Below are 25,035 nucleotides of genomic sequence, written 5' to 3' on the forward strand. Positions count from 1 at the left end.
GGTGACCCCCACCGGCCCCGCAGCTCACCACGGGCGGAGCCCCTCGCGGGGCGTCAGGCGGGTCGGCCCGACAGTGCCGGCGCCGGCGGTGGCTCCGGTAGTGGGTCGAGCGCGCGGGTCGTCCGGATGTGCCCCACCACCGCACCGCCCCCGAGCAGCGGCGCCCCCGCGAACTCGGCGAGCGCGGCCGGGTCGACGCCGACCCGGGCGAGCGCCGCCGCGGCGACCGGTACCCGCGCGCGGTCCGCGCCGTCGGCGATCTTCACGGCGACGGCCCGGCGGTCCGGCAGCGCCGCGACCTGCACACCCTCGAAGCCGTCCTTCGCGAGCAGCCCCGGCACGGCCCGCATCAGCGCGGCGACGTCACGCCCGGACCCGGACGCCATCTCGGCGTGCTCGCGCATCGCGTCGGCCACCCGCGCCTCGGGCGTGCCGGGCGGGGCCGTCGTGATCCTGGCGGCGGCGCGGGCGAGTCCGTGCAGCGAGACGGCGAACAGCGGGGCGCCGCAGCCGTCGACGGTGACCTGGGCGACGGCCTGCCCGGTCAGGTCCTCGACGATCTCCTCGATCGCCTGCTGGAGGGGGTGCGCGGGGTCGAGGTAGTCGTCGAGCGACCAGCCGTTGAGCCGTGCCGTGTAGAGCATCGCGGCGTGCTTGCCCGAGCAGTTCTGGGCGAGCCGCGACGGCAGCCGCCCGGCGCGGATCCAGTCCTCGCGGACGACCGGGTCGAAGGGCAGGTCGGGGACGTTGCGCAGGTCGTCCTCGGTGAGTCCGGCGAGTTCCAGGATCCGCCGGCTGCCGGCGAGGTGGCGTTCCTCGCCGGAGTGGCTGGCCGCGGCCAGCGAGAGCAGGTCGTCTTCGAGGGGCAGCCCGGCCCGCACCATGGCCACCGCCTGTACGGGCTTGAGCGCCGAGCGCGGGTAGAAGGCGGCCTCGATGTCGCCGATCTGGAGGTCCACGCTGCCGTCGGCGGCCAGCACGACCACCGAGCCGTAGTGGATGCCTTCGATGACACCGCCGCGGACGAGATGGGCGACGGGCGCGTGCAGCGGTTCCCTGATGGAGGGTGCCGCGCCGAGCGAACTCCCGCATCCGGCGAGGGCGTCGGTGCTCATGCGTCCACCTGGCCGTCGCGCAGGGCGGTGACGCGGGCGCGTACGCCGTACCAGCCCGCCACCAGCGCCGCCACGATCAGCGGGAGGCACAGGACCGTGGTCCGGCCCGCTCCCCCGTCCGCGTACATGAGGACCAGGACGGAGGCGAGGAAGAAGAGGGTGACGAGTTCGGTCCAGGGCGAGCCGGGGAGCCGGTAGCCGGGGCGGTCCACCTCGCCCTCCTGCGACTTCCGCCAGAACTGCAGATGACAGATCATGATCATGCCCCAGGTGGCGAGGATGCCGAGCGCGGCGAAGTTGAGCACGATCTCGAAGGCGTCGGCGGGGACGACGAAGTTGAGCCCGACGCCGAGCACGCAGATACCGCTGGTCAGCAGGATTCCGCCGTACGGGACCTGGCTGCGGCTCATCACCGAGGTGAACCTGGGCGCCGAGCCGGCCATCGACATGGAGCGCAGGATGCGGCCGGTGGAGTACAGCCCGGAGTTGAGGCTGGACATGGCGGCGGTCATCACGACGAGGTTCATCACGCCGCCCGCGGCCGGGATGCCGATGTTGGAGAGCACGGTCACGAACGGGCTCTCCCCGGCGGTGTACTTGTTCCAGGGCAGCAGCATGGACAGCAGGAGCACCGAGCCGACGTAGAAGAGACCGACGCGCCACATGATCGAGTTGATGGCCTTCGGGAGGATCTTCTCGGGGTTCTCCGTCTCGCCCGCCGCGACACCGACCAGTTCGACGGAGGCGTACGCGAAGACGACACCCTGGATGATCAGCAGCATCGGCAGCAGACCGCTCGGGAAGAGTCCGCCGTTGTCGCTGATCAGGGAGGGGCCGGGGGTGGCTCCGTCGACGGGGTGCTGCGTGACCAGGACGAAGATCCCGATCAGCATGAACGCGACGAGCGCGCCGACCTTGACGATGGCGAACCAGAACTCCAGCTCGCCGAAGATCTTCACCGAGATGAGGTTCACGGTGAGCACGACCGCCAGCGCGATCAGGGCGATCACCCACTGCGGGATGTCGGAGAACATGCCCCAGTAGTGGGTGTAGGTGGCGACCGCGGTGATGTCGGCGACGCCGGTGGTCGCCCAGTTCAGGAAGTACATCCAGCCCGCGGTGTACGCGCCCTTCTCGCCCAGGAACTCCCGGGCGTACGACACGAAGGCGCCGGAGGACGGCCGGTACAGGACGAGTTCGCCGAGGGCGCGGACGACGAGGAAGGCGAAGATCCCGCAGACTGCGTACGCGATGAAGAGGGACGGGCCCGCCTCCGCGAGCCGGCCGCCGGCGCCGAGGAAGAGGCCGGTGCCGATGGCCCCGCCGATGGCGATCATGTTGACGTGCCGGGACTTCAGGGACTTGCTGTACCCCGCGTCACCGGCGTCGACATGGCTGCTCGGCCGCCTCTTCCGCTCCTCCTGTGGTGTCTGTTGCGTCTGGTCTTCGAGGGACTGCTCGCTCACGCGTGTGTTTCGCCTTCTGTGGGGGTGCCCGCGGGGTCGGTGCGCTCGGGGCGCACGATCGCGGTGAGGGTCGTCTCGACGCGGTCGAGGTGGTGCGCCATGGCGTCGACCGCGTCGGCCGCGCTGCCGTCGACGAGGGCCTCGACGATGGCGCGGTGTTCCCGGTTGGACTGCTCGCGACGGCCGCCGAGTTCGTTGAGGAACGCGGACTGCCGGGCCAGTGCGTCGCGGATCTCCTCGATCACGCGGCGGAAGACCGGGTTCTGGGCGGCCTGCGCCACGGCGAGGTGGAAAAGCGTGTCCATCGCGACCCACGCGGTGGTGTCCCGCTCGCGCTCCATCCTTTCGAGCAGATGGGCCAGGTGGTCGAGGTCCTCGGGGGTCCGGCGCACTGCCGCGTATCCGGCCACCGGGATCTCGACGTGCCGGCGGACCTCCATCAGGTCGCTGGCCGTGTAGTCGCCGAAGGTGGGGTCCTCGACGGGGCCGCTCGACACGACGAACGTGCCCTTGCCGGTCCGTGACACGGTCAGACCCATGGTCTGCAGGGCGCGCAGGGCCTCCCGCAGCACGGGCCTGCTGACCTCCAGCCGTCGGCACAGCTCCGCCTCGGAGGGCAGCTTGTCCCCCACGGCGTACTCACCGCCCTCGATGGCACCGCGAAGATGCCCGAGTACGGCCTCCATGGCGCTTATGCGCCTCGGCACGGAGCCGCCAGCTGTCTGGCTGTCTGACAGGTTCACGGGGTGATCCTGCGGGCCACGGGAGGCGACTGTCAAGGTCGACGGGTCCGCGCCCGCCACCAGCCGGTTCCTTGCGCCGCCTCGGCCTGGCGCTCCGGCAGTCCGGCAGTCCGGCGGGCCGGTCGACCGGCCCGGTACGAGTCCGGGCGGCGTGTCGCGGCGTGCCACCGTACGGACGGTCTCGGGGGCTACGACCAGAGGGACTGGGCCGCCGCGACCCCCGCGAACGCCGCCCCGAGCCCCGCGGCCACGCTCACGATCGCGTTGGCGGCGGCTTGCGGTCGGGCGCCGTTCTCGGCCAGCCGCAGCGTCTCGTACGAGAAGGTCGAGTACGTGGTGAGCGCCCCGCACAGGCCCGTACCGAGCAGCAGTTGCAGGTGGGAGGAGGCCGCGCCGGCCGTGGCCGCGCCGGTCAGGGCGCCCAGGACCAGGCAGCCGACGACGTTCACGGTGAAGGTGCCCCAGGGGAAGCCCGAGTCGTGGCGGGCCTGCACCGCACGGTCGGTGAGGTAGCGCAGGGGTGCGCCGACCATGCCGCCGACGATCACGAGTACCCAGTTCACGAGGGCTCCCGCCCCGCGCTCCACCGGGCCGACACCCGGCGCGTCAGCGCCACGGCCGCCCATACCGCCGCGAGGGCCGCGACGAGAGTGGCCGCGAGGTAGGCGAGGGCGGTCCGGGGGTGCCCCTCGTCGAGCAGCCTCTGGATGTCCACGGCGTAGGTCGAGAAGGTCGTGAAGCCGCCCAGCACGCCGGTACCGAAGAAGGGGCGCACCAGCGGGTGGGGCGCCCACACCTCGGTGACCAGGACCATGAAGACGCCGATCACGCAGCAGCCGACGACGTTGACCCAGAACGTGGTCCACGGGAAGCCGCCCGTCCGCGCGGGCCAGAGCAGTGCGGCCCCGTAGCGCGCCGACGCACCGGCCGCGCCGCCCACCGCGACCACCGCCACGGCCGGCCCCTGCCCCCGCCACACCGGCGCGCGCCGGGCGGGCGCACCGTGTTCCGCCGGTTCGTCCACCGTCTCCGGGCGGGGGCTGGTCATGCGCGGTGTCTCCTGATCTCGGGCCGGAGACCAGGCTATCCGCCGCTGCCGGTCAAGAGGCGGCCGACGCCGCCCCGGCGATGGCGTCGAAGCGGGCCGCCATCGCCGCCTGGAGCGCCTGGGCCGCCGACAGGGGGCGGACCATGACGGTGAGGTCGTCGATCCGGCCGTCCTCACCGAAGTGCAGGATGTCGCAGCCCTGGAGGGCACGGTCTCCCACGCGCGCCTCGAAGACGAGGACGAGGTCACGGCCGCCGGGGTCCGCGATCTCGCGGACGTAGTGGAAGTCCTCGAACACCTCGATGACGGCGCCCAGGATCGCGGAGGTGATCGCCTTCCCGGCGTACGGCTTGAAGACCACCGGGCTGGTGAACACGACGTCCTCGGCGAGCAGGTCGACGACGGCCGCGTGGTCGCCGTCCTCGACCGCCTTGCGGAAGGGATGCGTCATCCTGCACCTCTCACTCTCTCTTGCTCATCGGTGTTCAACGTCGGTACTCACCATCGATACTCAACATGTTGATTAGGTGTTTTGGACAGTACTCCTCGGGCACGTCGGTCCGCAATGGGGATTGGGGAGACAGGGATCCGTGACGGCTCCATGGGGGTACGCGGGCGGTCCGGCGAGGTAGGAAGGAATCACCGAACCGGAGGTGCTGTCGTGTACTACCCGCTGACCGTCCGTGACTTCCTCGACCGCGCGGCCCATGTCTACCCGGACCGCGTCGCCGTCGTCGACGAACCGGAACAGCCGGGGCCCGGCCTCGGCGAGCTGACCTACCGGGACCTGGCGAGGCTCGCCCGCGCGCAGGCGGCCAGACTGGACCGGCTGGACGTGCCGGTGGGCGGCCGGGTCGCGGTGATCTCACAGAACTCGGCGCGCCTGCTGACCTCGTTCTTCGGCGTCTCCGGCTGGGGGCGGGTCCTCGTTCCGGTGAACTTCCGGCTCACCCGGTCGGAGATCGACTACATCGTCCGGCACTCCGGTGCCTCGGTCGTCTACGCGGACCCCTCCTGCGCGGAGGTCCTCGACTCCCTCGACGTCAAGCACAAGTTCGTCCTGGGCGACGACGACGATCTCTTCCTTACCGACACCGAACCGCGGGACTGGGCGGAGCCGGACGAGGGCGCGACGGCCAGCGTCAACTACACGTCGGGAACGACCGCCCGTCCCAAGGGAGTTCAGCTCACCCATCGCAATCTGTGGCTGAACGCGACCGTGTTCGGGCTGCACACCACGATCAGCGACCGTGACGTCTATCTGCACACGCTCCCGATGTTCCACGCGAACGGCTGGGGCATGCCGTACGGCGTGACGGGCGTCGGCGGCCGGCACATCGTGCTCCGGCAGATCGACGGCGCCGAGATCCTGCGCCGCGTCGAGCGGCACGGCGTCACCCTGATGTGCGCGGCACCCGCCGTCCTGAACGCGGTGCTCGACGCCGCCGCCGACTGGGAGGGCGGGATCCCCGGCCGCGACCGGGTCCGTATCGTCTGCGCGGGCGCGCCGCCGCCGACGCGCACGATCGAGCGGGTGACGGTCGAACTGGGCTGGGAGTTCATCCAGATCTACGGGCTCACCGAGACCTCGCCGCTCGTCACGGTCAACCGCGGTCGCGAGGAGTGGGACGACCTCGACCCCACCGAGCGGGCCCGCAGGCTCGGCCGGGCGGGCGCGCCCGCTCTCGGCGTACGTGTGGACGTCGACGTGGACGGGGAGGTGCTGACCGCGTCCAACCACAACCTCGACGGCTACTGGGAGCAGCCCGAGGAGACGGCGAAGGCCCAGGAGGGCGGCTGGTTCCACACCGGGGACGGCGGGTACCTCGACGACGAGGGGTACCTGGTCATCTCCGACCGCAAGAAGGACGTCATCATCTCCGGCGGTGAGAACGTCTCGTCGATCGAGGTGGAGGACGTGATCACCTCGCATCCCGCGGTGCGCGAGGTGGCGGTGATCGGCATCCCGGACGCCAAGTGGGGCGAGCTGGTGACGGCGCTCGTGGTGACGGACGGGTCCGGGGTCACCGCCGAGGAGTTGATCGCCCACTGCCGGACGCGGCTCGCGGGCTTCAAGACACCCAAGCGGGTCGACTTCGTGGAGTCGCTGCCGCGGACGGCGACGGGGAAACTGCAGAAGTTCAAACTGCGGGAGCCGTTCTGGCGGGACTGACGGGAGCCGCAGGGGGTGGGGCGGAAACGAGCAGCCGTTTCCGCCCCACCCCCGTGGCCTACGTCCGCGCCGTCACCGGTGGCTGAACCACGCCATCGCCGGCAGCGCCTTGTCGTCGTAGCCGAACAGGGCCTGGTTCTCCCAGCCGTTGCCGGACGAGGGATCCGTGGGGTCCCAGCCGTTGCCGGTCACCGCGGTCCAGGTGGACTCCCAGTAGAAGATGCCGAGCCCGCGGCCGTTCGGTACGGCCTCCACGATGCTCGCGACGTCCTTCATCCACTGGGTCTGCCCTGCCGTCGAGGCGGCGTAACCGGGCACCAGCTCACTCGCGAGATCGATGATGTTCTCGTGTGTGTCCTTGCTGTCCAGCCGGAAGGGATAGGCCGTCTCGGCGAGGTACACCGGCTTGCCGTAGCGGGACGCGGCGTCGTCCAGGGTCGTCTGGAAGTCGGCGAGCGTGCCGTGCCAGTAGCCGTAGTAGGACAGGCCGATGACGTCGAACTTCACGCCGTTGGACACGGCGCTGTCGAACCACCAGCGGGTGCCTGCCAGATCGCCGCCCTTGGCGAGGTGGATCGCCACGGTCGTACCGGAGTTGACCGCCTTGACGGCGTCGTAGCCGGAGTTCAGCAGTCCGGCGAGCTGCGACCAGTTCGAGGTGGAGCCCTCGTTCCAGAGCATGCCGCCGTTGATCTCGTTGCCGACCTGCACCATGTCGGCGGTGGTGCCCTGGGCCTTCAGGGCGTTGAGAACGTCGTACGTGTGGTTGTAGACGTCCGTCCTCAGCTGGCTGTACGAGTGTCCGGACCAGGCGGCGGGCTTGGACTGGGCGCCCGGGTCGGCCCAGGTGTCCGAGTAGTGGAAGTCGACGAGGAGTTTCATGCCCTGCGCCTTGACACGCTTGGCGACGGCGAGGACGTGCGCCTTGTCGTTGTAGCCGTCGGCGGGGTTCACCCACACCTTGAGACGGGCGTAGTTCTGCCCGGCGGACCTGAGGACGGCGAGGGCGTCACCGGTGGCGCCGGAACTGTTCTTGTAGACCCCGCCCTTGGCCTCGCTCTTGGCGAGTGACGAAACGTCAGACCCCTTGATGGCAAGCCCTGTTGAGCCGGAGGTGAAAGTCAGGTCGTCCACATTGATCCAGTTGCCGGCCTTGGCGTCGGAGTTGACGCTGATCGTGCACTGGTTGTTCGTCACGGCTATGGAGGTGACGATCCGGAGCCAGCCGCTGGACGAGACCGGGATGTCGGTGCGCTGCTCCGCGCTGCCGCAGTTCTTGAGCGCGAGGTAGGCGGAGTTCTGGCCGCCGCCCGAGCGCACCCAGGCGGTGAGCTTGTAGGTGCCGTTGGTCAGGCCGGAGAGGTACTGGTAGGTCTCCACCTTGTACGCGGAGGCCGCGTAGTGCGTGAGCCGGTAGCCGCCGGTGTGGCCGCCCGACTCGGTGAAGGAGGCCGCGTTCTGGCCTCCGGCCGAGTAGGCCGTCCAGCCGGTGGGAGTGGCGGTGCCGGTGCCGTTCGCTTCGAAGCCGGGGTTGGCGAGGGTGGTGGCCGCGGATGCGCTCTGCGCGGGTAGCAGGGTGAGGGAGAGGGCTGCTGCGAGGGGCAGGAGCAGGGCCCTGAGTGTGCGGCTTGTGCGGCTTGTGCGGCTGGTGCGTCTGGGTTGGAACATCGTCGTCGTTGTCCCTTCGACGTGATGTGGATGTGATCCCCGTGCGGTGACGGGGGGTTTTGCTCGCCCCCGCCGCCCCTACCCGTTCCCGTCCACGACTCGGGGGCGCTGCCCCCGAACCCCCGGTCCTCAAACGCCGGACGGGCTGAAGCGTCGCCGGACCGGCGGATACCTCCAGCCCGTCCGGCGTTTGAGGACAAAGGGGGGCGAGGGGGCGCAGCCCCCATGCAGTGACGGGAAGGGTAAGGGCGGCGGGGGCGAAAACTGCAGGTCGGATCAGTCGTCGAGGCGCACGACCCGTACGGCCCCCGCCGGCACCGCGAGCCGCCCAGCAGCCCGCTCCCCCGTCAGCAACTCAGTACCGTGCGCATCGAGCGGCACCTTGACCTCCACACCGGAGTGGTTGATGGCGAACAGGAACGCCCCCGACTCCCCCGCCCGCCGCACGACCTCGACATCCCGCGGCAGATCGGCCCGCGGAGCGATCCGCGCATCGTCCGCGGCCCACCCGATCAGCGCGTCCAGCCCGGCGGCCCCCAGCCGCGTGGACACGTACCACGCGGACCCCGCCCCGAGCCGGTGCCGGGTGACCGCGGGATGCCCGGCGGCGAGCCCGTCGGCGTACGTCCACACGGTCTCGGCGCCGCGCGGCACGACGAACTCGCTCCACACGTCACCGGCGAGTTCGGAGCCGTCGGGACCGGTGAGGCGCACCTGGTCGCCCGCGAGGAGCGGCGAGAACTCCTCGACGGTCAGGCCGAGCACGTCCCGCAGCGGGCCGGGGTACGCGCCGTCGTGCACGGCGTCGTGCTCGTCGACGATGCCGGAGAAGTACGAGACGACGAGCGTGCCGCCGTTCTCGACGTACTCCTTGAGGTTGAGCCCGGCGGCCTCGGTCATCAGGTAGAGCGCGGGGACCACGACCAGCGGGTAGGCCGACAGGTCGGCCTCCGGGTGGGCGAAGTCGACGGTGAGGTGCCGGTCGTAGAGAGCTTCGTAGAAGGAGTCGGCGCGCTCGCGCGGGTCGTGGTCCTCGCTCGGCCGCCAGGCGAGGTTCTGTGCCCACCAGGAGTGCCAGTCCCACAGGACGGCCGCGTCGGCCACGGTGCGGGTGCCGCGGACCACACTCAACGAGTCGACCGAGGCGCCGAGTTCGACGACTTCGCGCCACACGCGTGAGTCGGTGCCCGCGTGCGGCAGCATCGAGGAGTGGAACTTCTCCGCACCCCGTCGTGACTGCCGCCACTGGAAGAACATCGCGCCTTCGGAGCCCCGGGCCACATGGGCGAGCGAGTTGCGGGCCATCTGGCCGGGCTCCTTCGCGGGGTTGCGGGCCTGCCAGTTGACGCCGGACGTGGAGTGTTCGAGGAGCAGCCAGGGGGCGCCGCCCGCCACGGAACGGGTCAGGTCGGCGGCCATCGCGAGGTTCACGTGCGTACGGCGGCCGTCGGTGATCAGGTAGTGGTCGTTGCTGACGAGGTCGACCTCGCGGCCCCAGGCCCAGTAGTCGACGGAGTCGCACTGGCTGAGGGCGGTCATGAAGTTCGTGGTGACCGGGATGCCGGGCGCCAGGCGGTGCAGGATGTCTCGCTCGGCCACGAAGTTCTCGCGCATGGTGGCGTCGGCGAACCGCTTGTAGTCGAGTGCCTGGCCCGGGTTGCCGACGGTCGGGGCGAGGCGGGGCGGGTTGATCTGGTCGAGGTCCGCGTACCGCTGGCCCCAGAAGGCCGTGCCCCAGGCCTCGTTGACCGCGTCGATCGCGTGCACCGCGCCGTCCGGGCCGGCCGTGCCGTAGGTCTCCGTGAGCCAGCGGCGGAAGTGTGCGGCGCAGTTCTCGCAGTAGCAGGCCGAGACCGGGACCCCGTACTCGTTGTGGACGTGCCACAGGGCGAGTGCGGGATGCGCGGCGTACCGCTCCGCGAGGCGCTCGGTGATGTTCGCGGCGGCGGCGCGGTAGTGCGGGTTGCTGTGGCAGATGGCGCCGCGCGAGCCGAACTCGTACCGGGTCCCGTCGGCGGCCACCGGCAGCGCCCCGGGGTGCTCCCGGTAGAACCAGGCGGGCGGCGCGACGGTCGGCGTACCGAGGTCGACGCGTATCCCGTTCTCGTGCAGCAGGTCCAGCACCCGGTCGAGCCAGCCGAAGTCGTAGGTGCCCGGCGAGGGTTCGAGCAGCGCCCAGGAGAAGATCCCGACGCTGACCATCGTGACGCCGGCCTCGCGCATCAGCCGGACGTCCTCGGGCCAGACGGACTCCGGCCACTGCTCGGGGTTGTAGTCCCCACCGAAGGCGAGCCGTGCAAGGCCCTTGGGGGTGGTCTCCGGCTTGGACTCCGGCATGGATTGTCTCCCGCTAAATCGATCATTTGGGAACGTGCACACACTGTTCCAGCGGCGCGAGGCCAACATAACCGCACAGCAACAACCATTGACAAGTGTCCGGGATGTTTCTCTACTGTGAACGCTCACAGAAGCATGGCAGGCCTCCGCAGCAGGCGGAGACCACGGTCAGGGAGATACATCCATGCCACACACGAAGCTGCGCCGCCTCGTGACCATCTCGGTCGCCGTCTCGCTCGGCGCCACCGCACTCGCCGCCTGCGGGTCCTCCGACGACGACAGCGAGGCCGATGCGGGGCCCGTCTCGCTGACGTACTGGTCCTGGACGCCGGGCATGGACAAGGTCGCCGACCTGTGGAACGACGGCCAGGGCAAGAAGGACCAGATCAAGGTCACGGTCAAGAAGCAGGCGTCCGGCGACACACTGGTCACCAAGATCCTCACCGCGCACAAGGCCAAGAAGGCCCCTGACCTGGTCCAGGCCGAGTACCAGGCGCTGCCGACGCTGGTCAGCAACGACGCGCTCGCCGACATAGCCGGTGACGTGGACGGGGTGAAGGACAAGTTCGCCGAGGGCGTCTGGCAGCAGACCACACTGGGCTCGGACGCGGTGTACGCGATCCCGCAGGACTCCGGGCCGATGATGTTCTACTACCGCGAGGACCTGTTCAAGAAGTACGGCCTCGACGTCCCGAAGACGTGGGAGGAGTTCGCCGAGACCGCCCGCGCACTGAAGAAGAAGGCGCCGGAGACGGACCTGACCACGTTCTCCGCCAACGACTCCGGACTGTTCGCCGGTCTCGCGCAGCAGGCCGGCGCCAAGTGGTGGACCACCGAGGGCGACAAGTGGAAGGTCGGCATCGACGACGCGGCCTCGCAGAAGGTCGCCGACTTCTGGGGCGGTCTCGTCAAGGAGGGCGCGATCGACAACCAGCCGATGTACACGCCCGCCTGGAACAAGGCGCTGAACACCGGCAAGCAGATCGCCTGGGTGAGCGCGGTCTGGGCGCCGGGCACCCTCACCACCGCCGCGCCCGACACCAAGGGCAAGTGGGCGATGGCCCCGCTGCCGCAGTGGTCCGCGTCCGAGAACGTCACGGGCAGCTGGGGCGGCTCGTCCACGGCCGTCACCACGGACTCCACGCACAAGTCGGCCGCCGCGAAGTTCGCCACCTGGCTGAACACGGACCCCGAGGCGCTGACCGCGCTCGCGAAGGAGGGCGGCATCTACCCGGCCGCCACGACCGCGCAGACCAGTGACGCCTTCACCGAGCCGCCGGCGTACTTCTCGAACCAGCCGGACTTCTACACCCAGGCCGCCGCCATCGCGAAGACCACAGCCCCGTCCGCCTGGGGCCCGAACGTGAACGTCGCGTACACCACCTTCAAGGACGCCTTCGGCGCTGCCGCCAAGAACAAGTCGGACTTCGGCGCGGCCCTGACGAAGATGCAGGACGACACCGTCGCCGACCTCGACAAGCAGGGCTTCGAGGTCGCGGAGTGATCAGCGCACGCCGGAAGTCGTACGGGGTCAAGGGGGCCCCGTATGCCTTCCTCCTCCCCGCGACGATCCTCTTCGCCCTGTTCTTCGCGCTGCCCATCGGCTACGCGGTCTGGCTCAGTCTGCACAAGGTGCAGGTCAAGGGCCTGGGCCTTGGTTCGGGGGCCCGGAAGGAAGTCTGGGCCGGTCTGGAGAACTACACCGACTCCCTGACCGACTCCGAACTGCTCGCCGGAGCGCTGCGCGTGCTCGGGTACGGCGCCATCGTCGTCCCGGTCATGCTGGGGCTGGCGCTGCTCTTCGCGCTGATGCTCGACACGGACCGGGTCCGCCTCGCCCCGGTCACCCGCCTCGCGATCTTCCTGCCGTACGCCATTCCGGGCGTCGTCGCCGCGATGCTCTGGGGCTTCCTCTATCTGCCGGACGTCAGCCCCTTCTACTTCGTCCTCGACCGACTGGGCCTGCCGCAGCCGGATCTGCTGGACGGCGGGCCGCTGTACATCGCCCTGTCCAACATCGCGGTGTGGGGCGGCACCGGCTTCAACATGATCGTCATCTACACCGCGCTGCAGGCCATCCCCGCCGAGGTGTACGAGGCGGCCAAGCTGGACGGCGCGACGCCCCTGCAGACGGCGCTCAGGATCAAGATCCCGATGGTGGTGCCCTCGCTGGTGCTCACCTTCTTTTTCTCGATCATCGCGACGCTCCAGGTGTTCAGCGAGCCCACCACGCTCAAGCCGCTCACCAACTCCGTCTCCACGACCTGGAGTCCGCTGATGAAGGTGTACCAGGACGCCTTCGGCAAGGGCGACATCCACTCCGCCGCGGCGACCGCGGTGATCATCGCGCTCGTCACGCTGGTCCTGTCCTTCGGCTTCCTGCGGGCCGCGAACTCCCGTAACAAGCAGGAGGCAGCACAGTGAGTTCTCTTGCCGTCCGCAAGGCGGCTCCGGCCGCCGGCACGACGCCCGGTACCGCCCAGGGGCCGCCGCTGCGCCGCCGTATCGCCTTCGTCCCGACGGTGACCCTGCTGATCGGCGCGCTCTACTGCCTGCTGCCGGTGGCGTGGGTGGTGATCGCGGCGACCAAGTCGGGCAGCGAGCTGTTCTCGACGTTCACGTTCCTGCCGGGCACCGGCTTCACCGAGAACGTCAGGGACCTCAACGCCTACCGCGACGGCGTGTACTGGAAGTGGATGGGCAACTCCGCCCTCTACGCGGGCCTCGGCGCCCTCCTGTCGACGGCCGTCTCGGCGTTCAGCGGCTACGCGCTGGCCATCTACCGCTTCCGCGGGCGCGAGGCCGTCTTCAACATTCTCCTCGCCGGCGTGCTGATGCCGCCCGTGATCCTCGCGATCCCGCAGTACCTCCTCATGGCCAAGGCCGACCTCACGGATTCCTACGCGTCCGTGCTGCTGCCGCTGGTCCTGTCCCCGTACGGCGTGTATCTCGCGCGGATCTACTCCGCGGCGGCCGTGCCGACCGATGTCGTCGAGGCGGGGCGGATGGACGGCGCGAGCGAGCTGCGGATTTTCACCCGGATCGCGCTGCCGATGATGGTGCCCGGCCTGGTGACGGTCTTCCTGTTCCAGTTCGTGGCGGTGTGGAACAACTTCCTGCTGCCGTACATCATGCTCAGCGACGACGAGAAGTTCCCCATCACCCTCGGTCTGTTCACCCTTCTCGAACAGGGCTCCAACACTCCGGCCCTCTACACGCTGGTGATCACCGGCGCGCTGCTCGCGGTGATCCCGCTCGTCGCGCTCTTCCTGGTCATCCAGCGGTTCTGGAGTCTGGATCTGCTGTCGGGAGCCGTAAAGTCGTGACCATGAGCCAATCGGGGGGCCGGCGCCGACCGCCGACGATTCATGATGTCGCGCGCGAGGCGGGAGTGTCCCGGGGGACGGTGTCGCGCGTCCTGAACGGCGGGCACTATGTCAGTCCCGCCGCCCAGGAAGCGGTCAACGCCGCCATCCGCAGGACGGGTTACGTCGTGAACCGGCACGCCCGCTCGCTGATCACCGGACGCTCGGACTCGATCGGCTTCCTGCTCACCGAACCCCAGGAGAGGTTCTTCGAGGACCCCAACTTCAACGTCCTGCTGCGCGGTTGTACGCAGGCACTGGCGGCGCACGACATCCCGTTGCTGCTGATGTTGGCGGGCACCGAGGACGAACGGCGCCGCATCACGCGGTACATCACGGCGGGCCATGTCGACGGGGTGCTGCTGGTCTCCAGCCACTCCGGCGACCCGGTGGCCGAGCAGCTGCGTGACGCCGGGGTGCCGCTCGTCATGTGCGGCAAGCCCATCGGCGTCGGCTCCAAGATCAGTTATGTGGCAGCGGACGACCGGGACGGCGCCCGGGACATGGTGCGCCATCTGGTGTCGCTCGGCCGGCGCCGGGTGGGCATGGTGACCGGACCGCTGGACACCCCCGGCGGTGTCGAGCGCCTGGCGGGCTACCGCGAGGTGCTCACCGAGTCGGGCATCGAGCTCGACGAACGCCTCGTCACGTCCGGCGACTACAGCCGGGCCAGCGGCGAGGCGGGCGCCGAACTGCTCCTGGAGCGGGCGCCGGACATGGACGCCGTCTTCGTGGCCTCCGACCTGATGGCGCAGGGCGTACTGACCGCACTGCACCGGGCGGGCCGCAGCGTCCCCGGCGATGTGGCGGTGGGCGGCTTCGACGACTCCTCGGCGGCCGTCGCGGCGAGCCCCGAACTCACCACCATCCGCCAGCCCTACGACCGGATCAGTTCCGAGATGGTCCGGGTGCTGCTCGCCCAGATCGGCGGAGAGGATCCGGCGGCGGTCATCCTGCCGACGGAGCTGGTGAAACGCCGGTCGACCTGAGGCGTGGGTTCACCGGTCGCCGGCGGACAGCAGGGTCCGTACCCCCTCGGCGGTCAGCATCACGCTGTCCGGTGACCCGGCGTCGATGGTCAGGGAGGGGTCCCGCTCGGGCCAGTACGCCGGGAGCGTGCCGAGCGGGACGAGACAGTAGTGGCGGACGCCCGGCAGGGAGTGGATCATGCGTGCTTCCGAGGTGAAGACCAGCACGGTCCGCTCCGTGACCGGCAGGATCAGCGTCATTGGATCCCCGCCGTCGTCGTCCGGGCCGTCGCCGTCCGGGCTGTCGTCGTCCGGGCCGTAGGACGGGATCAGTACGTCGCTGCCGGCGAGCGTCGCCCGCGCGCGCCGGTCCCCGCCGTCGTGGGCCAGCACGCCCAGGGCCCGCAGGATCACCTCGGCGGTGTCTTCGTCGGTCGCGTCGGTCGTGGTCATGGTCATGGTGCCGCGTCCCGTCCTTCCCGTACGGCCCCCACCCGCACGGCCCCCGAGACGATTGCCCGGAGATGATCCATCCGTACGGAATGCACCTCTTCTACCCACTCATCCCGCTCCCATGCGGCACCCATACAGATGCCCTGTACACTGAGTGACTGCGAAGGGGAGTAGTCCTGCGAACCGGTCGTCGACACACTGGAACCCTCGGGTTCCCGGTGGCCGGGCCCATGTGACACACGGGTGGACGAGACCTTCGGCCAGGCATTGCCGTGCCCGCGACCCCGCGGCGCACCCGACATGCCGGGCCGATCGGTTCTCCTGTCGCCCCGACCGAGGGCGCTTCGCGAGGATCCGGGGGCCCGGTCCCTACAGAAAGCCACCGGAATGCATCTCGACCCTCTGGCGATCCTCACCGCCTTCGGGCTGATCTTCCTCGCCGAGCTGCCGGACAAGACGATGTTCGCGTCGCTCGCCATGGGTACCCGTATGCGGCCCCTCTACGTGTGGTTCGGCACGTCCACCGCGTTCATCGTCCATGTCGCCATCGCGGTCGGCGCCGGAAGCCTCATCGGCCTGCTGCCCGACTGGACCGTCAAGTCGGTCTCGGCCGCCCTCTTCGCGTTCGGCGCCTTCATGCTGCTGCGCGGGGGCGACGACGAGGACGACGAGGATGCCGGCGGCCGTACCGTGACCGGCTTCTGGCCCGTCTACACGACCGCATTCATGGCCGTCTTCATCAGCGAGTGGGGCGATCTGACGCAGATCACGACCGCCAACCTCGCCGCCACGAACGGGGTCGCGTCCGTGGCCGTCGGTTCGGCGGCGGCCCTGATGTCGGTCTCCGCGCTGGCGCTGCTGGCCGGGCGCTTCATCGCCAAGCGCGTGCCGCTGAAGACCGTGCAGCGCGTCGGCGGGATCTGCATGCTCGGCCTCGCCGTCTGGTCGGTGGTGGAGATCTTCGCGGGCTGACGGGCCGGGGCCGCTCCGCCCCTGACTGGTCAGGATCGGAGAAGCGGCCGGGCACCACCCGGTCGTAGCGTGATGGCACCGGCGAGAAACCGCCGGGAGACCGGCGGACGAAGGACCGCCGGTCCGATCACGACCACGGAGGAGCCCCTCATGCCCGAAGGCCTCAAGACCATCAACTACCCCGTCAAGGACCTCGCCCGCGCCAAGGCCCTGTTCGGCACGCTCCTCGGCGTGGAGCCGTACGTGGACGAGGCGTACTACGTGGGATTCCGGGCGCCGGGGCGGCCCGAGGTCGGACTCGACCCGCACGGGCACGCCAAGGGTCTGACCGGGCCCGTCCCCTACTGGTACGTCGACGACATCAAGGCGGGCCTCGCCGGTCTGGTGGGCGCCGGTGCCGAGGTGGTCCAGGACGTCCAGGACGTCGGCGGCGGCATGCTGATCGCCTCCGTGAAGGACGCCGACGGCAACGCGATCGGCCTGGTCCAGGAGGCCTCCTGATCCCGGACCCGGTCAACTGTATGCAACTGCACTAGTTGCACACTCAATAAGTGGCCTCTTCTCTGTTACCGTGCGGACATGGCAGCAGAGAAGGCCGCTTCCCGGCTGGAGGACCAGTGGCGGGACATCCTGTCGGTGCACGCGCGCACCATGTGCGAGATCGATCGCGAACTCCATCCGCACGGCCTGGGCGCCAGTGACTTCGAGGTGCTCGACATCCTCGTGTCGGGCACCTCGGCCCCCGACGCACAGGTGAGCACGGGCCCGGCCCCCGCCGAGCAGTGCCGCGTGCAGAACATCGCCGACCGGATCCATCTGAGCCAGAGCGCCCTCTCCCGGCTGATCGGACGCCTGGAGAAGGAGGGCCTGGTGGAGCGGAGCATCTGCCAGGAGGACCGGCGCGGCGTCTGGGTGGCCCTCACCCGCAAGGGCCGTGACCTGCACGCTCAGGTCCGCCCCCTCCAGCGCGCCGCCCTGGCGCGCATGCTGACCGACGCCTGAAGATCCTTCCGCCGGGCGCGGCGCATCCCGTACCGTCGCATGGTCGCCGTGCGCGGAGCGGCGCGGACTGTGTCGGGGGGATCACAGTGGTCGAGGACGAAGAGCGGCAGGCCGGGGTCAGCAGCTACGAGACGCGTTGTGTGGAGGAGTCACATGACGTCATCGCGGAGCACTACTACGACCTTCGCCTCGAAGTGGCGGGCCCGGCCGAGGACTTCCTCACCCGGCTCGCAGTGGCCGAACTCGGCGCGCTGACCGTCGGCGACGTCAGTTTCGGTACCGAGGTGACGCTCGGCTTCGCACAGCCGCGGGTCTACCACGTGACCGTGCCGCTCACCGGCCGCTTCCGCTGCCGGCAGGGGTTCGGGGCGCCGTCGTACACCGTTCCCGGGCGCGCGGTGTTCCTCAAGCCGGAACGCGGGATCCGGGTGGACGACTGGTCGGCCGACTGCCGTGCCCTCACCGTGAAGATCGACATGGCCGCCCTGCACGAGCGGCTGGAGGCCCTGCTCGGCGGGCCCGTGCGCCGGCCCCCGTCCTTCGAGACGTACATCGACGTCGGCCAAGGGGCCGGGCGCAGCTGGGCGGATCTCGCGCTGTGGTGTCTGCGGGAGAAGAACACCGCGGACGGACTGCTGGGCCGGCCCCTGATCCGGTCACGGATCGAACAGACCCTGCTGGAGGGCTTGTTGCTCGCGTGCGGGCACTCGTACCGCGGCGCGCTGGAGGCGCCCGTGCCGGCGGCGCGGCCCGCCACGGTCCGGCGGGTCATGGAGGCGATCGAGGAGCGGCCGGACGAGCACTACGACGCGGCGCGGCTGGCCTCGCTGTCCCAGATCGGGGTGCGCGCCCTCCAGGAGGCCTTTCGCAAACATGTGGGGATGTCCCCCACCGCCTATGTCACCGAGGTCCGGCTGCGGCGGGCGCACGAGCAGCTGCTCGCGGCGGATCCCGCGACGATCACGGTCACGGAGGTGGCGTACCGGTGGGGGTTCGCGCATCTCGGGCGCTTCGCGCAGCGCTACCGGATCCGGTTCGGGACCTCGCCCGCGCAGACGCTGCGGTCGGGCTGAGGGGCGCCGCCGCGCATACCGGACAACCGCCGCGCTTTGCGGAGCGATTCCGGCGCGGGTGTCGGCCTACCGTTGATCACGGCGCCCGTGCGTCAGGGATGAACGGTGTCGGCGCCGTTCATCCCTCACGGATTCCACGGTTTCCACGGCTTCCACGGTTTCGGACCAGGGGCGCGGGAGCGGGAGTGCGCCCGCGTCCCAGGGCCCGGCCGCTCCCCTCCGACAGGTGGCCGGGCCCGATCCGCCGTCCGCACCGTCCGTCTCAGGCGCGGGGCGCCAGCAGGGTGCGTACGCCCTGGGAGTCGAGGGTCAGGCCGTGGGGCGTGCTGGCGTCGATGCTCAGCGAGAGGTCGCTGGAGGGCCACTGCGCGGCGAGCGTACCCAGGGGTACGAGGCGGTAGCGCGACACGGACGGCAGCAGCTCGGCCATCGTCACCTCCGAGGTGAACACCGGGACCAGCGGGTCGGAGCCCGGCTGTTCGAGAACGGGCAGGGCCACGACCGTGGGGTCGGCCACCGTCTCGTCCTGGGCGTCGTCGGGCACCGGGACCAGCACGTCACTACCGGCCAGTGTGTCCAGCGCCGCGCCGTCCCCGGCATTCTCGGCCAGGACGCTCAGCGCGCGCTGGGCCTCCACCGTGGCGCTGTCGTTCGAGGAAATATCCATGGCACATCCAGACGTAGTGGCGAAAACAGGCCGCCCGTGTCGTCTCCGACTCGGGCGCGGCTGGTCGCGTACCCGTCCTGCGGGGTGCCATGCCCGCTCCACACACCCGTCACGCAACGGTCACGGGATGAGCGGAATGTCGTGCGAGGGCAGTCCCAGCCGGTCGCGGCCGACGCGCCGGGCGAGTGGCTCGGCCATGCTCGCCCCGATGTGCGACCAGTACGTGGCGGCGTCCCGGAAGTAGCGTTGTATCCGCTCGCCGTCGCGTGCGTAGCGGGAGCCGGCCGTGCGGAAGAGGATGTTCTGCAGGGCGTCCCAGGCCGTGCGTCCCGCGTTGAGGAAGACGATCGCGAGCCGGTTGTCGTCGGCGACGGTGAAGGGCGCCTCGCCCGAGACGTTGCGGCGGCAGGCCTCCATGTAGTCCTCGGCGTTGCGCTGGAGGGCCGCCTCGGCGGTGTGGATCAGGCCGAGTGCCTCGCCGAGGTGGCGCTGGTAGTCGTGCAGTTCCGAGCGGGTGCGGTCCGGTTCCAGGGTGAGCGGCCGGCCTTCGAGGATCCGGGTGTACTCGTCGGCGGCGGCGTACGCGATGCCGGTCATGATGGCCGCCAGCTCCCCGTGGTAGACGCTGGGCGCGCGCCCCGCGTACAGGGCGTTGCCGTGCAGTTTCGAGCCGGGGGTGCCGCCCTCCACCGGCAGGTCGAGCAGGCTCACCTCGCGGGTGAGGTGTTCGGGGATCCGGGCCCGGTCCATGCGGACGCTGTTGGAGCCGCTGCCGCGCAGGCCGAGGACGCCGTGCCAGTCGTCGACGAGGGTCCACACCGGGCGCGGGGCGACGAACAGGACCAGTGGTCCGGGCGGGTCGCCGGGCTTCTCGGGGGCGCGCAGGGTCTGGCCGAGGTAGTGGGTGGAGTACGGGGAGCCGGAGGAGTAGGGCCAGGTGCCGTCCAGGAGGATCCCGCCGTCGCCGTCCGGTTCGGCGACTCCGACGGGTGCGACGGTGGACGCGGCGCGGAACTCGCCGTCGGCGCCGAAGACCTCGTCCTGTGCCCGCTCGTCGAACTGCGCGGCGAACTGCAGGACATGGGCGGCTGTCAGGGACAGGGCCCAGCCGGTGGAGGGGCAGCCGCGGGTGATCTCGGTGACCACGCGGAGGAAGGTCGGCAGCCCGAACTCGTAGCCTCCGTATCGGCGCGGCTGCAGGGTGCGGTAGAAGCCGGCCCGCAGGAAGTCGTCGTGCGTCTCCTGCGGGTAGCGCGTCAACTCCTCCGTCTGCGCCTGGCGTTCGAGCAGTACGGGCCGCAGGTCTGTGGCCCGGTCGATGAGTTCGCGTTCGGTCAGTCCGGGTTCGGGAGGGGCGATCACGGTGCCTCCTGACGGGTGGGGCGGTCCGTATGTGACGCGGTACCCGTGATTGAACACGCGACCGGTGTCTCCTGTACCCACCGGATACCGCCAACTGGACCGCCCCCGTGCCTGCTTCCTCACGCCTACTTCAGGTACGGGCCGTCGGCGCCGATCTTCCCGGGGCCGTTCAGCACGTACACGCGGAGGTTGCCCTTGCCGGGTGCGCCGACGCTCAGCGTGCCGTTGGAGACGGTCTTCACGTCCCCGGTGACGGCGTCCTTGTAGGTGCCGTTCGGGATGCCCGTGTAGGTGGCGCCGCCCGTGACCGTGACCAGGGCGAAGCTGTCCGTCGAGCCGCTGGTGTACCGGCGTTTGAAGGCCATCGAGCCGCTGATGCCCTCGGTGGAGTACTGGCCCGTCTGCAGGGCGGGGACGGCCCGGCGGATCTGGTTGAGGCGCTGGACGTGCTTGACCAGGGGCTGCGCGAGGGTGTTCGCGACCTCGCCGCTCGCGGAGCCGACCGTGCCGAAGCCGGAGGCCGTGACGCTGCCCGCGAGATGGTCGCCGTAGTACGCGCGACCGGTCGTCGCCAGCGGGCAGCTCGGACCGCAGTCGATCTTCTTGCCCTTCTGGAACTCGATCTCCGAGCCGTAGTACAGGGTCGGGATGCCGCGGAAGGTCCACATCAGGGCCATGTTCTCGGCCCACGCGTCGGTGCCGCCGGTGTAGCGCTCACTGCTCTTGTTGGGCCCGTAGTCGTGGCTGTCGACATAGACGACGTTGTACGTGGCGTCGTTGACGCTGTCGTCGGAGTCCTTGCCGTTGCCATAGGCGTTCTGCGCGTCACCGAAGTTCATGTGCATCCGCATGTCGATGATGTTCATGCCGGAGAACCGACTGCGGTCGGGGGTGTGGTAGTTGTTCCCGTCCAGGAAGGCGTTGGTGGACGTCGGCTGGTTTCCGGTGCCCTGGTCGTTCTCGTAGGTGAACTGTTCCAGGGCCGCCGCCTCGTCGTCCGCGCTGTACTCCTTGCGCTCCTTCCAGGTGTAGAACTGCGCGGAGTGGTTGACCGAGCCGCGGTTCCACTTGTCGTTGACGAAGGCCGCGACCTCGCCGAAGACGAAGAAGTTCCGCGCGGCCTCGGCGCCGAACTTCTGGGTGACCCGCTCCTGGATGGCGGGCAGGAAACGGCGGTTCCAGGTCACGCGCGGGATGTGTACGGCCGTGTCCACGCGGAAGCCGTCGACACCCATGTCGATGTACTTGTCGTACGCGCCGATCAGGTAGTTCTGGACGGTGGTGTTCTCGGTGTTGAAGTCGGCCAGGTCCTCGTGCAGCCAGCAGGAACGCGCGTCCTCGCCCTCCCAGTTGCCGATCCAGCACCGGTGGTAGAGCGCCTTGGGGAACATGCCCGAAGTGGGGCTCGGCCACTGGCAGTTGTAGAGCGTGTAGCCCTCGGCGCTCTTGCCTCCGGTGGGCTTGCCCCAGTTGAGGCAGGTGTTGCCGGACGGTTCGGCGGTCGACCACAGGTCGCCGTTGTAGTACGCCTTGCCGGACTTGGGTTCGACGGTCAGTCCGTCGTACTCGAAGCCCTCGTTCCTCTCGTCGTAGTACCAGCTCCACTGGGAGTCGCGGACGCCGTACACGGTCGGGGTGAACAGGCCCTTGGCACCCCAGCGGGAGCTGTGGTTGTACACGACGTCCTGGTAGATCTTCATGCCCTTGGCGTGCGCCGCGTCGATCAGGTCCTGGTAGGAGGCGCCGGCCGACTCCAGGCGCGGGTCCACCTTGTAGAAGTCGTAGCCGTGATAGCCGTGGTAGTCGTAGTCCGAGCGGTTGAGGACCACCGGGGTGACCCAGATCGCCGAGAAGCCGAGCGCCTTGACGTAGTCGAGTTTCTCGACCAGTCCCTTGAAGTCGCCCCGGAACATGGGGTCGTTGTTGGCCGCGTTGCCCGACTTGGTGTGCTGGCTGCCGCCGCGGTTGTTGGAGCTGTCGCCGTCGTGGAAGCGGGCGGTGAGGACGAAGTAGATGGGGTCCTTGCGGGGGTCGGTGCCCAGCGGGGTGCCGGAGGCGGGGTCGGAGGCCTTCTCGCCGGTCGTCGCGGTGGCCGCGGCGGAGGCGGGCGAGGTGTTCCCGGCCGCGTCGACCGCCTTGACCGTGTAGCTGTAGCCCGTCTTCTCCTCAAGTCCCGTGTCGGAGAACACCGTTGAGCCGATGTCGGTGACGACCGTGCCCTTGGTGCCGCCGGTACGGGTCACCTGGTACTTGACCACTCCGATGTTGTCGGTCGCCGCGTCCCAGCTCAGCACGACGGAGGTGTTCGTGGCGTTCGCGGTCACCTTTGTGGGCGCGGTCGGCGCCTCGGTGTCCGGCTCGACGGCGGCGCACGGGTCCGCCGCGTCCTTGGTGACCGTACGGTCCTTGACGGTCGAGGTGCCCGAGGTGAGGGCGTAGTCGGCGCTGTTGTTGTTGTCCCAGACGCCGTTGCCGTTGTTGAAGGCGGCCTTCAGCGAGGTCGCCGTGCCGAGGTCGAGGGTCCTCTTCCACCAGCCGGTGCAGGCGGCCTCCATGCCGACGCCGGGCGAGGTCGTCCAGGTGCCGCCGGTCGGCGCGTAGTGGATGTTGGCCGTCGTCCAGCCGGTGGTGGCGGTCGAGTAGTAGACCGTGGCCTTGTTGCCCTCGGCCGGTTCGGTGCCGGCGCACGGGTCGCTGTGGGCGATCACCCCGTCCTTGACGGTGATGTTCCCGCTGCCGAGCGCGTAGTTGACGCCGGAGTTGTTGTCCCAGGTGCCGGCGCCGTTGTTGAAGGTGGCCGCGAGCCCGGCCGCCGAGCCGAGGTCGACGGTCTGCTTCACCCAGTCCGTGCAGGCCGCCTCCATCGTCGTGCCCGGCACGGTGGTCCACGTGCCGCCGTCCGGCGCGTAGTGGAGATAGGTGGAGGACCAGTTCTTGGTCTTCGTGTAGTAGAAGACGGTCGCCGTGTTCGCGTCGGCGGCGACCGTCTCCATCGCGTCGGGGCCTGTCTCCGGCGGCCCCGCGAGCGCGCCGAGCAGTCCGGTCGCCACCAGCGCCGCGAGGAACGGGCGCCGCGACCGGCAGAGGGGTGTACGTCTCATGAGCGTCTCCAATGCGGGCCGTGGGGCGCCGAGTTGCTCTGCAAGAAGAACCAGCAAGTTCCAGAAATTCCTTGCAGCGCGGAAGCTACAGGTACATGACAGTCACGTAAAGGGATCGCGCAGCGTATGGTCCGTGCGGTGAAAACGGACCAGTAGTGGTGACCGGCGCCCACGCGCCGGCGACGGCGCGCGCCTAGCGTGGACGCATGCCGATGCAACCCTGGTTTCCCGCTGCCAAGCTGGGCATCTTCATCCACTACGGCGTCTACGCCGTCGGTGGCGCCGCCGAGTCCTGGTCCTTCTACACAGGCGAGATGACGCACGAGCAGTACATGAAACAGCTCGACGGCTTCAGCGCCTCGCACTACGATCCCGACGCCTGGGCCGAGTTGTTCGCCCGCGTCGGTGCCCGGTACGCGGTCCTCACCACCCGGCACCACGACGGCGTCGCCCTCTGGGACACCGGCCACCGCAATCTCGACGTGGTCCGTGACACCCCAGCGGGCCGCGACCTCGTCACCGGGTTCGTCGACGCGCTGCGCGCCCGGGATCTCAAGGTCGGCCTCTACTACTCACACTCCGACTGGAACCACCCGGACTACGCGAGCGAGCGGCACCCGGGCCCGTACGTCGTGCCGCTCAACGCGTACTCACAGGCCGAGCCCGGTCAGGAGGACCCGGCGGCCTGGGCGCGCTATCTCGCCTACCGCGACGGACAGGTCCGCGAACTCGTCGAACGCTTCCGGCCCGACATCCTCTGGTTCGACGGCGAGTGGGAGCGCACCGAGGAACAGTGGCGGACGGACGAACTCGCCGACGTTATCCTCGCGGACAATCCGGACACCGTCTTCAACGGCCGGATGCCCGGCCACGGCGACTACGCCACGCCGGAACAGGGCGCCCCGCTCCAGGCCCCGGACGGCCCGTGGGAGCTGTGCCTCACCATCAACGACTCATGGAGCCACCGGCCGCAGGACCGCGCCTTCAAGTCGGTGCGCCAGCTGGTGCGGTACTTCACCGAGACCATCGGCATGGGCGGCAACCTGCTGCTGGCCGCGGCACCGCGCGAGGACGGCACGATCCCCGAGGAACAGATCGCCCGTATGGAAGGTCTCGGCGCGTGGATCGGGCGGCACTCGGACGCCGTGTACGGCACCGTCGCCGGACTGCCCGCCGGGCACCACTACGGCCCCAGCACCCTGTCCGCGGACCGGCGCACGCTCTATCTGGTGTGCTTCGACGCCCCGCGTGACTCCGTGTCGGTACGCGGGCTGCGGAACCGGGTCCGGCGCGTCACCGTCCTCGGCACGGGCACGGAGCTCGGCCACCACGTCACGGGCGGGCTCGACACCGTACCGGGGGTGATGTGGATCGACGCGCCCGCGGCGGCCGACCTGGACGAGGAGGCGACCGTGTTGGCCGTGGAGCTGGAGGGGGAACTGGACCTGTACACGGGGGCGGGACGGCTCTGACCGGCTTGCTGGTGTGGTGTCCGGGCCGGCGCCGGGGGATTCAGCGCTCC

The 25,035-nt window shown here is 69.9% G+C and carries 22 protein-coding genes; 10 read left to right on the forward strand and 12 right to left on the reverse strand.

What is annotated here, in order from left to right; translation table 11 throughout:
* Positions 1–53: 53 nt before the first annotated feature.
* The 6 genes from C6Y14_RS25540 to C6Y14_RS25565 form a co-directional block, all read right to left on the reverse strand.
* A complete protein-coding gene (locus C6Y14_RS25540) occupies positions 54–1,115 on the reverse strand; it encodes an asparaginase (protein WP_107019151.1) in 1,062 nt (353 codons plus the stop codon).
* Positions 1,112–2,581, reverse strand: coding sequence for an amino acid permease (locus tag C6Y14_RS25545; RefSeq protein WP_107019152.1), 1,470 nt, complete (start codon positions 2,579–2,581; stop codon positions 1,112–1,114). Before C6Y14_RS25545 ends, C6Y14_RS25540 begins: the two co-directional genes overlap by 4 nt.
* On the reverse strand, positions 2,578–3,324 hold the full coding sequence (locus tag C6Y14_RS25550) for a FadR/GntR family transcriptional regulator (RefSeq protein WP_107019250.1): 747 nt from the start codon (positions 3,322–3,324) through the stop codon (positions 2,578–2,580). The genes C6Y14_RS25545 and C6Y14_RS25550 overlap by 4 nt, the downstream gene beginning before the upstream one ends.
* A gap of 188 nt (positions 3,325–3,512) precedes the next feature.
* Positions 3,513–3,887, reverse strand: a complete 375-nt coding sequence (gene crcB / locus C6Y14_RS25555; RefSeq protein ID WP_107019251.1) for a fluoride efflux transporter CrcB — start codon at positions 3,885–3,887, stop codon at positions 3,513–3,515.
* Positions 3,884–4,372 (reverse strand): fluoride efflux transporter CrcB, encoded by a 489-nt coding sequence (crcB, locus tag C6Y14_RS25560; RefSeq protein ID WP_107019153.1) that lies wholly within the window; start codon positions 4,370–4,372, stop codon positions 3,884–3,886. The genes crcB (C6Y14_RS25555) and crcB (C6Y14_RS25560) overlap by 4 nt, the downstream gene beginning before the upstream one ends.
* Positions 4,373–4,424: 52 nt before the next feature.
* Positions 4,425–4,823 carry a nuclear transport factor 2 family protein gene (locus C6Y14_RS25565; RefSeq protein WP_107019154.1) on the reverse strand — a complete coding sequence of 133 codons (399 nt, stop codon included), beginning with the start codon at positions 4,821–4,823 and terminating at the stop codon, positions 4,425–4,427.
* 210 nt (positions 4,824–5,033) lie between these two features.
* Between C6Y14_RS25565 and C6Y14_RS25570 the strand changes: the two genes are divergently transcribed.
* Positions 5,034–6,545 (forward strand): AMP-binding protein, encoded by a 1,512-nt coding sequence (locus C6Y14_RS25570; protein WP_107019155.1) that lies wholly within the window; start codon positions 5,034–5,036, stop codon positions 6,543–6,545.
* A 72-nt stretch (positions 6,546–6,617) separates the two neighbouring features.
* Here C6Y14_RS25570 and C6Y14_RS25575 read toward each other — a convergent pair whose 3' ends face one another.
* A complete protein-coding gene (locus C6Y14_RS25575; RefSeq protein ID WP_107019156.1) occupies positions 6,618–8,213 on the reverse strand; it encodes a glycoside hydrolase family 53 protein in 1,596 nt (531 codons plus the stop codon).
* A 276-nt stretch (positions 8,214–8,489) separates the two neighbouring features.
* Positions 8,490–10,550, reverse strand: coding sequence for a beta-galactosidase (locus tag C6Y14_RS25580; RefSeq protein WP_107019157.1), 2,061 nt, complete (start codon positions 10,548–10,550; stop codon positions 8,490–8,492).
* A gap of 184 nt (positions 10,551–10,734) precedes the next feature.
* Between C6Y14_RS25580 and C6Y14_RS25585 the strand changes: the two genes are divergently transcribed.
* Genes C6Y14_RS25585 through C6Y14_RS25600 form a run of 4 tightly spaced genes read left to right on the forward strand, consistent with a single transcriptional unit; the run spans position 10,735 to position 14,904 of the window.
* Complete coding sequence (locus C6Y14_RS25585; protein WP_107019158.1) at positions 10,735–12,054, forward strand: ABC transporter substrate-binding protein; 1,320 nt, start codon at positions 10,735–10,737, stop codon at positions 12,052–12,054.
* Positions 12,051–12,974 (forward strand): carbohydrate ABC transporter permease, encoded by a 924-nt coding sequence (locus C6Y14_RS25590; RefSeq protein WP_107019159.1) that lies wholly within the window; start codon positions 12,051–12,053, stop codon positions 12,972–12,974. Before C6Y14_RS25585 ends, C6Y14_RS25590 begins: the two co-directional genes overlap by 4 nt.
* A complete protein-coding gene (locus C6Y14_RS25595) occupies positions 12,971–13,876 on the forward strand; it encodes a carbohydrate ABC transporter permease (protein ID WP_107019160.1) in 906 nt (301 codons plus the stop codon). Before C6Y14_RS25590 ends, C6Y14_RS25595 begins: the two co-directional genes overlap by 4 nt.
* Positions 13,873–14,904: a LacI family DNA-binding transcriptional regulator gene (locus tag C6Y14_RS25600; RefSeq protein ID WP_107019161.1), complete on the forward strand. Its 1,032-nt coding sequence runs from the start codon at positions 13,873–13,875 to the stop codon at positions 14,902–14,904. The genes C6Y14_RS25595 and C6Y14_RS25600 overlap by 4 nt, the downstream gene beginning before the upstream one ends.
* Before the next feature lie 9 nt (positions 14,905–14,913).
* Here the strand turns inward: C6Y14_RS25600 and C6Y14_RS25605 are convergent, their stop codons facing one another.
* The gene (locus C6Y14_RS25605) at positions 14,914–15,342 is read right to left on the reverse strand and encodes an SseB family protein (protein ID WP_225891264.1); all 429 of its coding nucleotides are present in this window, start codon (positions 15,340–15,342) and stop codon (positions 14,914–14,916) included.
* Between the two features lie 381 nt (positions 15,343–15,723).
* Between C6Y14_RS25605 and C6Y14_RS25610 the strand changes: the two genes are divergently transcribed.
* The 4 genes from C6Y14_RS25610 (at position 15,724) to C6Y14_RS25625 (ending at position 18,383) form a co-directional block, all read left to right on the forward strand.
* Positions 15,724–16,308, forward strand: coding sequence for a TMEM165/GDT1 family protein (locus C6Y14_RS25610; RefSeq protein WP_107019162.1), 585 nt, complete (start codon positions 15,724–15,726; stop codon positions 16,306–16,308).
* A 150-nt stretch (positions 16,309–16,458) separates the two neighbouring features.
* The gene (locus tag C6Y14_RS25615) at positions 16,459–16,809 is read left to right on the forward strand and encodes a VOC family protein (protein WP_107019163.1); all 351 of its coding nucleotides are present in this window, start codon (positions 16,459–16,461) and stop codon (positions 16,807–16,809) included.
* Between the two features lie 78 nt (positions 16,810–16,887).
* The gene (locus C6Y14_RS25620; RefSeq protein WP_107019164.1) at positions 16,888–17,310 is read left to right on the forward strand and encodes a MarR family winged helix-turn-helix transcriptional regulator; all 423 of its coding nucleotides are present in this window, start codon (positions 16,888–16,890) and stop codon (positions 17,308–17,310) included.
* Between the two features lie 86 nt (positions 17,311–17,396).
* Positions 17,397–18,383, forward strand: coding sequence for an AraC family transcriptional regulator (locus C6Y14_RS25625; protein ID WP_107019165.1), 987 nt, complete (start codon positions 17,397–17,399; stop codon positions 18,381–18,383).
* 262 nt (positions 18,384–18,645) lie between these two features.
* Here the strand turns inward: C6Y14_RS25625 and C6Y14_RS25630 are convergent, their stop codons facing one another.
* The 3 genes from C6Y14_RS25630 to C6Y14_RS25640 all read right to left on the reverse strand — a co-directional run bounded on the left by C6Y14_RS25630 (position 18,646) and on the right by C6Y14_RS25640 (position 23,513).
* Entirely contained in the window at positions 18,646–19,050 is a 405-nt protein-coding gene (locus tag C6Y14_RS25630; protein ID WP_107019166.1) for an SseB family protein, read from the reverse strand.
* 120 nt (positions 19,051–19,170) lie between these two features.
* Complete coding sequence (locus tag C6Y14_RS25635) at positions 19,171–20,412, reverse strand: acyl-CoA dehydrogenase family protein (protein WP_107019167.1); 1,242 nt, start codon at positions 20,410–20,412, stop codon at positions 19,171–19,173.
* A 125-nt stretch (positions 20,413–20,537) separates the two neighbouring features.
* Complete coding sequence (locus C6Y14_RS25640; RefSeq protein WP_107019168.1) at positions 20,538–23,513, reverse strand: carbohydrate binding domain-containing protein; 2,976 nt, start codon at positions 23,511–23,513, stop codon at positions 20,538–20,540.
* 206 nt (positions 23,514–23,719) lie between these two features.
* Between C6Y14_RS25640 and C6Y14_RS25645 the strand changes: the two genes are divergently transcribed.
* Positions 23,720–24,985, forward strand: coding sequence for an alpha-L-fucosidase (locus C6Y14_RS25645; protein ID WP_107019169.1), 1,266 nt, complete (start codon positions 23,720–23,722; stop codon positions 24,983–24,985).
* Positions 24,986–25,035: the final 50 nt, after the last annotated feature.

This window comes from Streptomyces dioscori, assembly GCF_003024195.1.
Lineage (GTDB): Bacteria > Actinomycetota > Actinomycetes > Streptomycetales > Streptomycetaceae > Streptomyces > Streptomyces dioscori.

Coding starts and splice junctions, on each gene's coding strand:
- C6Y14_RS25605 (WP_225891264.1), bottom strand. CDS start 15,342: ATGACCATGACCACGACCGACGCGACCGACGAAGACACCGCCGAGGTG.
- C6Y14_RS25615 (WP_107019163.1), top strand. CDS start 16,459: ATGCCCGAAGGCCTCAAGACCATCAACTACCCCGTCAAGGACCTCGCC.
- C6Y14_RS25630 (WP_107019166.1), bottom strand. CDS start 19,050: ATGGATATTTCCTCGAACGACAGCGCCACGGTGGAGGCCCAGCGCGCG.
- C6Y14_RS25565 (WP_107019154.1), bottom strand. CDS start 4,823: ATGACGCATCCCTTCCGCAAGGCGGTCGAGGACGGCGACCACGCGGCC.
- C6Y14_RS25620 (WP_107019164.1), top strand. CDS start 16,888: ATGGCAGCAGAGAAGGCCGCTTCCCGGCTGGAGGACCAGTGGCGGGAC.
- crcB (WP_107019153.1), bottom strand. CDS start 4,372: ATGACCAGCCCCCGCCCGGAGACGGTGGACGAACCGGCGGAACACGGT.
- C6Y14_RS25610 (WP_107019162.1), top strand. CDS start 15,724: ATGCATCTCGACCCTCTGGCGATCCTCACCGCCTTCGGGCTGATCTTC.
- C6Y14_RS25585 (WP_107019158.1), top strand. CDS start 10,735: ATGCCACACACGAAGCTGCGCCGCCTCGTGACCATCTCGGTCGCCGTC.
- C6Y14_RS25580 (WP_107019157.1), bottom strand. CDS start 10,550: ATGCCGGAGTCCAAGCCGGAGACCACCCCCAAGGGCCTTGCACGGCTC.
- C6Y14_RS25575 (WP_107019156.1), bottom strand. CDS start 8,213: ATGTTCCAACCCAGACGCACCAGCCGCACAAGCCGCACAAGCCGCACA.
- C6Y14_RS25640 (WP_107019168.1), bottom strand. CDS start 23,513: ATGAGACGTACACCCCTCTGCCGGTCGCGGCGCCCGTTCCTCGCGGCG.
- C6Y14_RS25645 (WP_107019169.1), top strand. CDS start 23,720: ATGCCGATGCAACCCTGGTTTCCCGCTGCCAAGCTGGGCATCTTCATC.
- C6Y14_RS25540 (WP_107019151.1), bottom strand. CDS start 1,115: ATGAGCACCGACGCCCTCGCCGGATGCGGGAGTTCGCTCGGCGCGGCA.